9 protein-coding genes are annotated in these 12,556 nt (G+C 69.4%); 1 reads left to right on the top strand and 8 read right to left on the bottom strand.

Features of this window, described 5'->3' with window-relative positions; translation table 11 throughout:
* Positions 1–13 precede the first annotated feature (13 nt).
* The 8 genes from OG332_RS11750 to OG332_RS11715 form a co-directional block, all read right to left on the bottom strand.
* Positions 14–730, bottom strand: a complete 717-nt coding sequence (locus OG332_RS11750) for an ABC transporter ATP-binding protein (RefSeq protein ID WP_327413403.1) — start codon at positions 728–730, stop codon at positions 14–16.
* Positions 727–1,683, bottom strand: coding sequence for an ABC transporter ATP-binding protein (locus OG332_RS11745; protein WP_327419186.1), 957 nt, complete (start codon positions 1,681–1,683; stop codon positions 727–729). The genes OG332_RS11750 and OG332_RS11745 overlap by 4 nt, the downstream gene beginning before the upstream one ends.
* Positions 1,684–1,688: 5 nt before the next feature.
* Positions 1,689–3,410 carry a branched-chain amino acid ABC transporter permease gene (locus OG332_RS11740; protein ID WP_327413402.1) on the bottom strand — a complete coding sequence of 574 codons (1,722 nt, stop codon included), beginning with the start codon at positions 3,408–3,410 and terminating at the stop codon, positions 1,689–1,691.
* Between the two features lie 5 nt (positions 3,411–3,415).
* A complete protein-coding gene (locus OG332_RS11735) occupies positions 3,416–4,348 on the bottom strand; it encodes a branched-chain amino acid ABC transporter permease (protein WP_266597815.1) in 933 nt (310 codons plus the stop codon).
* A 107-nt stretch (positions 4,349–4,455) separates the two neighbouring features.
* Complete coding sequence (locus OG332_RS11730) at positions 4,456–5,688, bottom strand: branched-chain amino acid ABC transporter substrate-binding protein (protein ID WP_327413401.1); 1,233 nt, start codon at positions 5,686–5,688, stop codon at positions 4,456–4,458.
* A gap of 542 nt (positions 5,689–6,230) precedes the next feature.
* Positions 6,231–6,629, bottom strand: coding sequence for a hypothetical protein (locus OG332_RS11725; RefSeq protein ID WP_327413400.1), 399 nt, complete (start codon positions 6,627–6,629; stop codon positions 6,231–6,233).
* A 176-nt stretch (positions 6,630–6,805) separates the two neighbouring features.
* Positions 6,806–7,300: a PaaI family thioesterase gene (locus OG332_RS11720; protein WP_327413399.1), complete on the bottom strand. Its 495-nt coding sequence runs from the start codon at positions 7,298–7,300 to the stop codon at positions 6,806–6,808.
* A gap of 54 nt (positions 7,301–7,354) precedes the next feature.
* Positions 7,355–9,625: an FdhF/YdeP family oxidoreductase gene (locus OG332_RS11715; protein ID WP_327413398.1), complete on the bottom strand. Its 2,271-nt coding sequence runs from the start codon at positions 9,623–9,625 to the stop codon at positions 7,355–7,357.
* Positions 9,626–9,824: 199 nt separating this feature from the next.
* Between OG332_RS11715 and polA the strand changes: the two genes are divergently transcribed.
* Positions 9,825–12,545, top strand: coding sequence for a DNA polymerase I (gene polA / locus OG332_RS11710; RefSeq protein ID WP_327413397.1), 2,721 nt, complete (start codon positions 9,825–9,827; stop codon positions 12,543–12,545).
* Positions 12,546–12,556 lie beyond the last annotated feature (11 nt).

The raw sequence follows: 12,556 nt of genomic DNA, 5'->3' as shown, positions 1-12,556 counted from the left end.
CGTACGGGACGGCTCAGTCCTCGCCGAGGTAGGCCTTGCGGACGTCCTCGTTGTGGAGGAGGTCCCGGCCGGTGCCGGAGAGCACGATCTTGCCGATCTCCATGACGTGAGCCGTGTCGGAGAGCGAGAGCGCCGCCTGGGCGTTCTGCTCGACGAGCAGGATCGTCATGCCGGAGGCCTTGAGCTCCTTGATGGTCGCCATGATCTTCTGCATCATCAGCGGGGAGAGGCCCATGGAGGGCTCGTCCAGCATGAGCAGCTTGGGCTGGGACATGAGCGCGCGGCCCATGGCGAGCATCTGCTGCTCACCGCCCGAGAGGGTGCCGGCGGCCTGCTTGCGGCGTTCGCCCAGGATGGGGAACATCTCGTAGGCGCGCTGGACGTCCTTCTCGATGCCCTCCTTGTCGGTGCGCAGGAAGGCGCCGAGCTGGAGGTTTTCGGCGATCGTCAGCCGGGGGAAGATGTGTCGTCCCTCGGGGGAGTGGGCGAGGCCCAGGGAGACGATCTTGTGGGCGGGGACGGCGGCGAGGGGCTGGCCGTCGAAGGTGATGCTGCCGCTCTTGGGCTTGATGAGCCCGGAGAGGGTGCGCAGGGTGGTCGTCTTGCCGGCGCCGTTGGTGCCGACGAGGCAGACGATTTCGCCTTCGTTGACTTCGAAGGAGATTCCCTTGACGGCTTCGATCTTGCCGTAGGCGACCTTGAGGTCCTCGACCTTGAGCAGTGCGGTCACTTGGCCTCTCCTTCCGTGCTGGTGGTGCTGGTGGTGCTGTCCGCGTCCGCCGGAGCGTCGGCGTCCGCCTCAGGCTCGGCGTCGGCCTCCGCGTCGTCGGACGTGGCAGCCGCCGCGGCTTCCGCCGCCACGACCTCGGCGTCCTCGGCGGCGCCCGGGTCGCCCTCGAAGGGCTCGCCCAGGTAGGCGGCGATGACGCGCTCGTCGCCCTGGACCTCGGACGCGGTGCCCTCGATGAGCTTCTCGCCCTGGACGAGGCAGGCGACGCGGTCGCAGAGATTGAAGATGAAGCGCATGTCGTGCTCGATGACGAGGACGGCGATGCCCATGTCGCGGATGGCGAAGATGAGTTCTTCGGCAGCGCGGGTTTCCTGCGGGTTCATGCCGGCGGTGGGCTCGTCCAGGAGGATGAGACCGGGGTCGCTGGCGAGGGCGCGGGCGATCTCCAGCTTGCGCTGTTCGCCGTAGGGGAGGTTCTTGGCCAGGTGCTGGGCCTTGTTCTCCAGCCCGATGAACTCGAGGAGTTCCATGGCGCGCGCTTCGCTGGCGGCTTCGGCCTTCTTGAAGCCGGGGCCGCGCAGCAGGGCGGACCAGAGGCCTTCCTTCGTGCGGGTGTGGCGTCCGACGAGGACGTTCTCCAGCACGGTCATGTTGTGGAAGAGCCGGATGTTCTGGAAGGTGCGGGCGATGCCGGCCTCGGTGACCTTGTGGGGCTTGGGAGGCAGGACCGTGCCCTTGTAGCTGACGGATCCCTCGGTGGGGACGTACAGCCCGGTGAGGCAGTTGAAGAAGGTGGTCTTGCCGGCGCCGTTGGGGCCGATGAGTCCGACGATCTCGCCCGCGTTGACCTGGAGGTCGACGCTCTTGACGGCGGTGAGGCCGCCGAAGCGCATGGTGACGCCCTTGGCTTCGAGAACCGTGGTCTTGGTGGTGGTGTCCGTGGTGGTCGTCATGGTGTTCACGCCCCCGCCTTGGCGGTGGCCAGGTCCGTGGGGGCCTGGTCAGCGGTGTCGTCGTGGAACTCGAGCTGCGCGCGCTTGTTGGCGATGAGGCCTTCGGGGCGGAAGCGCATGAGCAGGATGAGGGCGATGCCGAAGGCGAGGAGCTGGTAGTCCTGGAGGAAGGCCAGCTTCGCCGGGATCAGGAAGAGCAGTGCGGCGCCGAGGATGGGGCCGCGGATGGTGCCCATGCCGCCGAGGATGACGGCGGCGAGGAGGAACGCGGAGTTCGGCGGGACGGGCCCGGCGAAGACGTAGTTCTCGGGGACGACCGTGCTGTTGACGTGTGCCTGGACGGTGCCGGCGAGGCCGGCGAGGGTGGCGCCGAGGGCGAAGGCGATCAGCTTGACCTTGAAGCCGTTGATGCCCATGGCTTCGGCGGCGGTCTCGTCCTCGCGGATGGCGACCCAGGCGCGTCCGATGCGGCTGCTGCCGGCGCGGGCGAAGACCAGGACGACCAGGGCCATGACGAGCAGCATCAGGAAGTAGTAGTTGGCGTAGGCACCGAGGGTGATGCCGCCGACTACGTGGGATTCCCCGAAGTTCCACCCGAAGAGTTCGAGGTGGGGGATGTTGGGGATGCCGTTCGGGCCGTTGGTGATGTCCGGGCCGGAGGTGCCGTCGAGGTTGCCCATGGCGATGCGGAAGATTTCTCCGAAGCCGAGGGTGACGATGGCGAGGTAGTCGCCGCGCAGGCGCAGGGTCGGTGCGCCGATGACCACGCCGAAGATGAGGGAGGCGAGGGCGCCGACGATGACCGCTGCCCAGAAGGGCAGGTGGATGCCGAAGGCGGAGGCGGTGCTGCCGGAGACCAGGGCCGCGGCGTAGGCGCCGACGCCGAGGAAGGCGACGTAGCCGAGGTCGAGGAGGCCGGCGAGGCCGACGACGACGTTGAGGCCGAGGGCGACGGTCGCGAAGATCAGGATGTTGACCGCGATGAGCGTGTAGGTGTCGCCGCTCTGCTGGATGAACGGGAAGGCGATCGCTGCGGCCGCGGTCCCGATGAGGGTGACCTGGCGGTGCTTGGCGGTGATGCCGGAGAGGCGGGCGAAGAGGCCTGCCTTGTTCAGCGCGAGGGCCGCGAAGCCGACGTTGAGCAGGTAGGCGACGAAGAGCTGCGGTTCCTTGTCATCGGTGTCGATACCGAAGGTGATGACGAAGAGGCCGAGCGCGAAGACGCCGGTGATGACGAGGATTTCGGCCCAGGAGGGCAGCTGCTTGGCGGGGGCCGCCTTGCGGGTGTCGTCCGGGAGCTTGTACGCGGCGAGGGCCGGGATGAGCGAGGCGACGAGGGCGACGTAGGCACCGGGTTCGAGGTTGATCACTCCACCGAGGACGACGGTGATGGAGACGACCGTGAAAGCGGTGGCCAGGAAGTTGCCGACGGCCAGGAACTCGATGGCCTTGCGGGAGCCGGCGGGGGTGAGCCAGCCGAGGCCCTTGACGCCGAGCGCGGAGAGCGCGAAGGCGAGGGTGAGGGCGGCTCCGACGAGGGTGACGTACTGGAGGCCCGCGGGGCTGCCGTAGTAGGTCAGGTCGCCGGGGAAATCGGCGGTCCACGTCCACGCGAGGAAGGCGCTGACGATGGTGAGGAGGCTGCCGCCGATGACCGCGTACAGGAGCGTGGTGGGCGCGGGGCCCTGCTTCACCGTGTCGGTCTGCGGGGTGGTGTTGGTGGTCATGGTTCTCACGCCCGATCCGCGACGCGCTCACCGAGCAGGCCTTGTGGCCGCACGAGGAGGACGACGATGAGGAGTACGAAGGCCCAGACGTTGGACCAGGCGCCACCGCCGAGCTGCGACATGCCGGGGATCTCTTCGATGTAGGCGATCGAGAGGGCTTCGGCGAGTCCGAGGACGACGCCGCCGACCATGGCTCCGTAGATGTTGCCGATGCCGCCGAGGACGGCCGCGGTGAAGGCCTTGAGGCCGAGGATGAAGCCCATCTCGAAGTTGATCTGGCCCTTGTCGAGGCCGTAGGCGACGGCGGCGACGGCGGCGAACGCTGCACCGATGGCGAAGGCCATGACGATGATGCGGTCGGTGTTGATGCCCATCAGCTTCGCGGTGTCCGGGTCCTGCGCGGTGGCCTGCATGGCGCGGCCGCTGCGGCTCTTCTGGACGAAGACGCCGAGGGCGAGCATGCAGAGCGGGGCGAGGATGAGGACGAAGAGGTCCGCGCGCTGGATCGCCAGGCTGTCGGTGATCTTGAAGGCGGCGCCCTTGAACTCAGGGAAGCTGACGGCCTTCTTGGCGTCCGGGTAGAACTGCCAGACGAGCTGCTGGAGCGCGATCGAGAGGCCGATTGCGGTGATGAGGGGTGCGAGCCGGGGGGCGCTGCGCAGTGGGCGGTAGGCGAAGCGTTCGGCTGCGCAGGCCACGGCTACGGAGGTGGCGGCACCTCCGACGATCATGACGGGTATCGCGATCAGCAGGGAGGTGCCGGTCGGGAGGATGGCGTAGGCGCTGAGCGCGCCGAAGCCGCCGATCATGAAGATCTCGCCGTGGGCGAAGTTGATGAGCTGGACGATGCCGTAGACCATGGTGTACCCGATGGCGATGAGACCATAGAGAGCACCGAGGGCCAGGCCGTTGGCCAGCTGTTGCGGCAGTTCGTGCACCGCAGGGCCTCCGATGAGCGTGTCGGATAAGACTCCGCGCGAGGGCGCTGTTTGCGCCCTCGCGCGGCGTTGGTTCAGGTGGTGCTGGTGTTACTGGGGACTACGGCTTACTGGTTGAAGGTGTCGCTCTTGACGTCGACCCACTTGCCGCCCTCGACCTTGTAGACGGTGAGCTGCTTGTTGGTGGTGTCGCCGTACTCGTCGAAGGCGACCTTGCCGGTCACGCCCTCGAAGGAGACCTTGCCGAGCGCCTCGACGACCTTGGCGCGGGCGTCGGTGGGCAGCTTGCCGCTGTTGGCGGCGACGGCGGCCTTGACGGCCTGGATCACGGCCCAGCCGGCGTCGTAGGAGTAGCCACCGTAGGCGGCGTACGGGTCCTTGTAACCCTCGGCCTTGTAGTCCTCGATGAACTTCTTGGCGGTTTCCAGCTTCTCGACCGGGTAGCCGATGGAGGTGGCGAGGTCGCCCTCGTTGGCCTCACCGGAGGCGCTGATGAAGGCCGGGTCCTGGATGCCGTCGCCGCCCATGAGGGGGATGTTGGCGCCGGTCTTCTTGATCTGGTCGGCGAGCAGGCCGCCCTCGGGGTACTGGCCGCCGAAGTAGACGGAGTCGGCGCCGGAGGACTTGACCTTGTCGGCGGAGGAGGAGAAGTCGGTCTCCTTCACCGTGACGTGGTCGGTGCCGACGACCTCGCCGCCGAGCTTCTTGAACTCGTCGGCGAAGATCGCGGCGAGGCCGGCGCCGTAGGTCTGCTTGTCGTCGACGATGAAGACCTTCTTCTTGCCGGCGTCCTTGAAGAGGTACTGGGCGGCGAACTTGCCCTGGACCACGTCGGTGGCGGCGGTGCGGAAGTAGGTCTTGAAGCCGCGCTTGAACTCGCCCTTGCCCCAGTTGTCGCCCTGGCTGAGCGCGGGGTTGGTGTTGGCGGGCGAGACCTGCGCCAGGTTGGCGGAGGCGAAGACGCCCTGCATCTGCTGGGCGACGCCGGAGTTCAGCGGGCCGACGACGCCGAGGACGTCCTTGTTGCCGACGAGCTTGGTGGCGTTGGCCTGACCGGAGGCGGGGACGGCCTGGTCGTCGAGGGCCTCGACCTTGAACTCGATGCCCGGGACCTCGTTGTTCTTGTTGGCAGTCTTGGCCGCGAGGTCGACGGAGTTCTTGATGCCCTGGCCGAGCGCGGAGAGCGAGCCGGTGAGCGGGGCGTCCACGCCGATGACCACGACGGTCTTCTTGCCGCCGCCGTTGTCCTTGGAGTCTCCGTCGCGCGATCCGCAAGCGGTGAGGGTCAGTGCTCCCGTGGTGATCACGGTGGTGAGGACGAGCAAAGAACGGTGTCGCACGATTCTTCCTTTCCCTGGCGCGGCTCTCTCGTGAGAGGTGCCGTTAGGTCGCCGGGCCGCACTGGGAGGTCCACGGCCGTGCTGATTCGCGCCCTGCGGCGCGGTGACTGGCCGTGACTCTAGGCCCGAGGTGACGAGCACCGGGAGGCGGGAAAGGAGGATGTGACGCTCTTGTTATGCCAAGGCCAAGAATGCGTGGCGAGAGTGTGGACAGAACGGACATTTCGTGACGGTGCATAGTGTCCGCATCTTGAGAAATACCTGTTTGCCTAAGGGGCTTGAGGCCTTCATGCACCTGTCTTGGATCAAATTCGGCCGAATGTGGCGGTGTGTGTCTGAAAGAATCCTCCGAGTGGCGATTCTCGGAGGAAAAGACGGATTGCGTACGGCATGTGCATTACTCAGAGTAATGAAATGCGTGATGCGCCCCGGCCGAATGGATCTTGTCCAGGGTGGCGGCATGGCCTCCGACCTGCGGTTCGGTCCTTCGCGCGGATCTGCCCGGAAGACGGACAGTGCGCTCGGGAATGCGGTGACCCGGGTCACGTCGGGGGTCGCCGGTTCTCCGAACTGCCGGTCGCGCCGTCCTGCTCGGCGCAGCGTTGGGCCACGAAGCGGTCGATCAGCTCAAGTGCCGTGGCCTGTCCGGCAGTTCGCTCCTCCGTGCGGCCGGCGGCGACCGCGTCCTCGTGGATCGCGTACTGGTCGTTCGACAGGCCCTTCTGCTCCCAGTCGAGGCCGGACCATTTGGTGCCCAGGAGGGTCTCCTTCGCCCAGTACGACACGAGGCCCGTGCAGACCTGCACGGGCGAGGGCGGGCCGGCGGAAGGGGTCTCCGGGGCCGCCGCCGGCGGTGGCGCGGAGGAGGAGCATCCGGACAGGGCGAGCGCCGCGAGGAGGGTGAGGGCGGCGTACCGGGCCGTGCGTGGCATGGTCCCCATGAGGGGAAGGTAGGCGCGTCACCATCGGTGACACAACAGATGTCACCGTGAAGTGTGCGGAGTGGCGGATTCCGGGCGGTTGGCGGGCGCGGCCCGGTCCGATAAAAGGCGCAGGCCCGGATCCGCCGCCGGGTGCGGGGCGGGATCCGGGCCTGTCGGCGGGTGCGCGCGGCCGGTCAGGCCTGCGCGGGGGTGCCGGAGGAGGCTCCGGCGGCCTCGCCGGCGTCGCGCAGCAGGCAGGTCAGGCGGGCGGTGCAGATCCGCTTGTCCTGCTCGTCGGTGATGACGATCTCGAAGGTGGTGGTCGAGCGGCCGCGGTGCACGGGGGTGGCGACGCCGGTGACGATGCCGGTGCGGGCGCCCCGGTGGTGGGTGCAGTTCAGGTCCACGCCGACGGCGATCTTGGTGATGCCGCCGTGCATCATCGCGCCGATCGAGCCGAGGGTTTCGGCCAGTACCGCGGAGGCCCCGCCGTGCAGCAGTCCGTACGGCTGGGTGTTGCCCTTGACGGGCATGGTGCCGACGACGCGGTCGGCCGCGGCCTCCAGGATGCGGATGTCCATCCGCTCGCCGAGGTCTCCCGCCGAGAACAGTGCGGGGAGGTCGATGCCCAGGGCCGTGTACTCGTCGAGGACCTCCTGCGGGAACTTCACTGCGTGCTGCTCGCCCATGGTCAGGCTCCGTTCGTCAACGCTCGTTAACCTTCTTGTCCTGAGGTCGTTCTATCAGGCCGGTTCGAAACGCACGACGACGGACTTGCTCGCAGGGGTATTGCTGGTGTCCGCGGTGGAGTCCAGCGGGACCAGTACGTTCGTCTCGGGGTAGTACGCGGCGGCGCAGCCGCGGGCCGTCGGGTAGTGCACGACGCGGAAGCCGGGCGCGCGCCGCTCCACGCCGTCCCTCCACTCGCTCACCAGGTCGGTGTACGAGCCGTCGGCCAGGCCCAGCTCGGCCGCGTCCTCGGGATTGACCATGACGACGCGGCGGCCGCCGGTGATGCCGCGGTAGCGGTCGTCGAGCCCGTAGATCGTGGTGTTGTACTGGTCGTGGCTGCGCAGGGTCTGCAGGAGGAGCCGTCCCTGCGGAACCGTGGGGTACTCCACGGGCGCGGCGGTGAAATTGGCCTTGCCGGTCGTGGTGGGGAAGCGGCGCTCGTCGCGCGGGGCGTGCGGCAGCTGGAAGCCGCCGGGGCGGGCCACCCTGGCGTTGAAGTCCTCGAAGCCGGGGACGACGCGGGAGATCCGGTCGCGGATCGAGGCGTAGTCCCGCTCGAACTCCTCCCACGGGGTGGCCGAGGCGGCGCCCAGGACCGCGCGGGCCATGCGGGCCACGATCGCGGGCTCGGAGAGCAGGTGCGGGGAGGCGGGGGCGAGGTTGCCGCGGGAGGCGTGGACCATGCCCATGGAGTCCTCGACCGTGACGAATTGCTTGCCGGCGGCCTGCACGTCCTTGTCGGTGCGGCCGAGGGTGGGCAGGATCAGGGCGCGCCGGCCGGTGACCGCGTGGGAGCGGTTCAGCTTGGTGGACACGTGCACGGTCAGGGCGGTGCGGCGGATCGCGGCCTCGGTGACCTCGGTGTCGGGGGTGGCGCCGACGAAGTTGCCGCCCATGGCGAAGAGGACCTTGGCCCTGCCGTCGCGCATCGCCTGGATGGAGCGGACCACGTCGAAGCCGTGCCCGCGCGGCGAGGTGATGCCGAATTCCTTGTCGAGGGCGTCGAGGAAGGCGGGCGCGGGCCGTTCGAAGATCCCCATGGTGCGGTCGCCCTGCACGTTGGAGTGGCCGCGGACCGGGCAGACGCCGGCGCCGGGCCGGCCGATGTTGCCGCGCAGCAGGAGGAGGTTGACGACCTCGCGGATGGTGGCGACGGCGTGCTTGTGCTGGGTGAGGCCCATGGCCCAGCAGACGATGGTGCGCTCCGAGGCCAGGACCATGGCCAGCGCCTGCTCGATCTCCGGCCGGGTCAGGCCGGTCGCGGTGAGGGTCTCCGCCCAGTCGGCCTCCCGGGCGGCGGCGGCGAACTCCTCGTAGCCGTGGGTGTGCTCGCGGATGAAGGCCTCGTCGGTCGCGCCGCCCGCCTCTATGACCAGCTTGTTCAGGAGGCGGAAGAGGGCCTGGTCGCCGCCGATGCGGATCTGCAGGAAGAGGTCGTTGAGGGCGGTGCCCTTGAGCATGCCGAGGGGGGTCTGCGGGTTCTTGAACCGCTCCATGCCGGCCTCGGGCAGCGGATTCACCGAGATGATCTTCGCGCCGGAGGACTTGGCCTGTTCCAGGGCGGAGAGCATGCGCGGGTGGTTGGTGCCGGGGTTCTGCCCGGCGACGATGATCAGGTCGGCCCGGTGGAGGTCCTCGAGGGAGACGCTGCCCTTGCCGATGCCGATGGTCTCGTTCAGTGCGGAGCCCGAGGACTCGTGGCACATGTTGGAGCAGTCGGGCAGGTTGTTCGTGCCGAACTCGCGGGCGAAGAGCTGGAAGAGGAACGCGGCCTCGTTGCTGGTGCGGCCCGAGGTGTAGAAGAGGGCCTCGTCGGGGGAGGCGAGGGCGGTCAGCTCCTCGGCGAGGACCTCGAAGGCCCGCTCCCAGCTGATCGCCTCGTACCGGTCGCCGCCCTCCGGCAGGTACACGGGGTGCGTGATCCGGCCCTGCTGCCCCAGCCAGTAGCCGGAGCGGGTGGCCAGGTCGGCCAGCGGGTGCGCGGCGAAGAACCCGGGGGTGACCCGGCGCAGGGTGGCCTCCTCCGCGACGGCCTTGGCGCCGTTCTCGCAGAACTCGGCGGTGTGCCGCTTGTCGCCCTCGGGCCAGGCGCAGCCCGGGCAGTCGAAACCGTCCTTCTGGTTGACCTTGAGCAGGGTGCGGGCGGTGCGGGCCACGCCCATCTGCTGCTGGGCGATCCTCAGGGTGTGCCCGATCGCGGGCAGGCCGGCGGCCGCGTGCTTGGGCGGCGTGACCTGGGGTGCGTCCTGCACCGGATCACCTGTGGGCGGCTTGGTCGCCATCGCGCTCCCCTTCGAGCGAACATACGGATGCAGCACGTGTGGCCGCGTCCTTCGATCCTTGCACGGACCACGGAATCCGGGGAGGGCGGTCCGGTGCTCACGCCCATGGGGTGGGTGCGCCGGGGGCGCCCGGTGGGGTGGATGCGCCGGGGCAGGCGGCGGGCCGGAATTGTCGGTGGGGGCGCCTAGGATCGGGGGCGTGGCAGAGACAGCATCGAAGAAGACCGACCAGACGACCGCAGCGGACCGCCCCCGCCTGATGCTCATGGACGGGCACTCCCTGGCGTACAGGGCGTTCTTCGCGCTGCCCGCCGAGAACTTCACGACCGCGACCGGCCAGCCGACCAACGCCATCTACGGCTTCGCGTCCATGCTGGCGAACACGCTGCGCGACGAGGCGCCCACGCACTTCGCGGTGGCGTTCGACGTCTCGCGCAAGACGTGGCGCTCGACGGAGTTCCCCGAGTACAAGGCGAACCGCTCCAAGACCCCCGACGAGTTCAAGGGGCAGGTCGAGCTGATCGGCGAGCTGCTCGACACGATGCACGTGCCGCGGTTCGCGGTCGACGGCTTCGAGGCCGACGACGTGATCGCGACCCTGGCGACGCAGGCGGAGGCCCTCGGCTTCGACGTGCTGATCGTCACCGGCGACCGGGACTCCTTCCAGCTGGTGTCCGAGCACACCACCGTGCTCTACCCGACCAAGGGAGTCTCCGAGCTCACCCGGTTCACACCGGAGAAGGTCGAGGAGAAGTACGGGCTCACCCCGCAGCAGTATCCGGACTTCGCGGCCCTGCGCGGCGACCCGTCCGACAACCTGCCGGGCATCCCGGGCGTCGGCGAGAAGACCGCAGCCAAGTGGATCACCCAGTTCGGGTCGTTCGCGGAGCTCGTGGAGCGCGCCGAGGAGGTCAAGGGCAAGGCAGGGCAGAACTTCCGGGACCACCTGGAGGCCGTCAAGCTCAACCGGGTCCTGACCGAGATGGTCAAGGACGTGGAGCTGCCCAAGACCCCCGCCGACCTGGTGCGCGTCGCGTACGACCGGACCGCCATGCTCGGCGTGCTGGACGTGCTGGAGATCCGCAACGCCTCGCTGCGCGAGCGGCTGCTCGCCGTGGACCCGGGCGCGGCCGAGGAGGAGCCCCCGGCTCCGGCGGCCGGTGTGGAGCTGGACGCCTCCGTACTGGGCACGGGCGAGCTGGCGCCGTGGCTGGAGGCCCACGCGGGCGGACCGCTGGGCATCGCGACCGTCGACAGCTGGGCGCTGGGCGCCGGCCGGATCACCGAGGTCGCGCTGGCCGCGGCGGGCGGGGCGGCCGCCTGGTTCGAGCCGCTGTCCCTGGACGAGGCCGACGAGCTGGCCTTCCGCGCCTGGGCCTCGGACGAGGCCCGCCCCAAGGTCGTGCACAACGCCAAGGCGCTGTGGCGGGTCTTCCCCGAGCACGGCTGGTCGCTGGCCGGCGTGGCCATGGACACCGCGCTCGCCGCGTACCTGGTCAAGCCGGGCCGCCGGTCCTTCGGCCTGGACGTCCTGTCCATGGAGTACCTGCACCGCGAGCTGGCGCCCGCTGCCGCCGACGGCCAGCTGGCCTTCGGCGCCGACGACACGGCCGAGGCCGAGGCGCTGATGGCACAGGCCCGCGCGGTCCTCGACCTGGGCGACGCCTTCACCGACAAGCTCTCCGAGGTGGGTGCGGCCGAGCTGCTGCACGACATGGAGCTGCCGACCTCCGAGCTCCTCGCCCGGATGGAGCGGTTCGGCATCGCCGCCGACCGGGACCACCTGGAGGCGATGGAGCAGCAGTTCGCCGGCGCCGTGCAGCAGGCGGTGAAGGAGGCGCACGCGGCGGTCGGCCACGAGTTCAACCTCGGCTCGCCCAAGCAGCTCCAGGAGGTCTTCTTCGGCGAGCTGGACCTGCCGAAGACGAAGAAGACCAAGACCGGGTACACCACGGACGCGGACGCGCTGGCCTGGCTGGCCACGCAGACCGACCACGAACTGCCCGTGATCATGCTCCGCCACCGGGAGCAGGCCAAGCTGCGCGTCACCGTCGAGGGCCTGGTCAAGACCATCGCCGCCGACGGCCGGGTGCACACCAGCTTCAGCCAGACCGTCGCCGCGACCGGCCGGCTGTCCTCCACGGACCCCAACCTGCAGAACGTGCCGGTGCGCACCGACGAGGGCCGGGCCATCCGCCGCGGCTTCGTCGTCGGCGAGGGCTTCGAGTCCCTCATGACGGCCGACTACAGCCAGATCGAGCTGCGCGTCATGGCCCACCTCTCCGAGGACGAGGGCCTGATCGAGGCCTTCGCGACCGGCGAGGACCTGCACACCACCGTCGCCTCCCAGGTGTTCGGCGTGGAGCGGTCCCAGGTCGACGCCGAGATGCGCCGCAAGATCAAGGCCATGTCGTACGGCCTCGCGTACGGGCTCTCCGCCTTCGGCCTCGCCCAGCAGCTGAACATCGAGCCCGCCGAGGCGCGCGGCCTGATGGAGACCTTCTTCGAGCGCTTCGGCGGGGTCCGCGACTACCTGCAGCGCGTCGTGGACGAGGCCCGCGCCACCGGATACACGGCGACGGTCTTCGGCCGCCGCCGGTACCTGCCCGACCTCAACAGCGACAACCGCCAGCGCCGCGAGGCCGCCGAGCGGATGGCGCTCAACGCCCCGATCCAGGGCACGGCCGCCGACATCGTCAAGGTCGCGATGCTGCGCGTGGACAAGGCGATCGCCGGAGCCGGCCTGCAGTCGCGGATGCTGCTCCAGGTCCACGACGAAATCGTGCTGGAGATCGCCCCGGGGGAGCGGAAGCAGGTCGAGGAGCTGGTGCGGCGCGAGATGGGCGCCGCCGTCGAGCTCCGGGCCGCGCTGGACGTGTCCGTGGGCGTCGGCCCGGACTGGGAGTCCGCCGCACACTGAGGCCCGTACGG

This window comes from Streptomyces sp. NBC_01233 (assembly GCF_035989305.1).
Taxonomy (GTDB): Bacteria; Actinomycetota; Actinomycetes; order Streptomycetales; family Streptomycetaceae; genus Streptomyces.
This window is presented reverse-complemented; position numbering and strand designations above follow the sequence as displayed.

What these genes read in the sequence shown, in the direction of transcription:
- OG332_RS11725 (WP_327413400.1), bottom strand. Translation starts at nt 6,629, where the DNA reads ATGGGGACCATGCCACGCACGGCCCGGTACGCCGCCCTCACCCTCCTC.
- OG332_RS11720 (WP_327413399.1), bottom strand. Translation starts at nt 7,300, where the DNA reads ATGGGCGAGCAGCACGCAGTGAAGTTCCCGCAGGAGGTCCTCGACGAG.
- OG332_RS11715 (WP_327413398.1), bottom strand. Translation starts at nt 9,625, where the DNA reads ATGGCGACCAAGCCGCCCACAGGTGATCCGGTGCAGGACGCACCCCAG.
- OG332_RS11745 (WP_327419186.1), bottom strand. Translation starts at nt 1,683, where the DNA reads ATGACGACCACCACGGACACCACCACCAAGACCACGGTTCTCGAAGCC.
- OG332_RS11740 (WP_327413402.1), bottom strand. Translation starts at nt 3,410, where the DNA reads ATGACCACCAACACCACCCCGCAGACCGACACGGTGAAGCAGGGCCCC.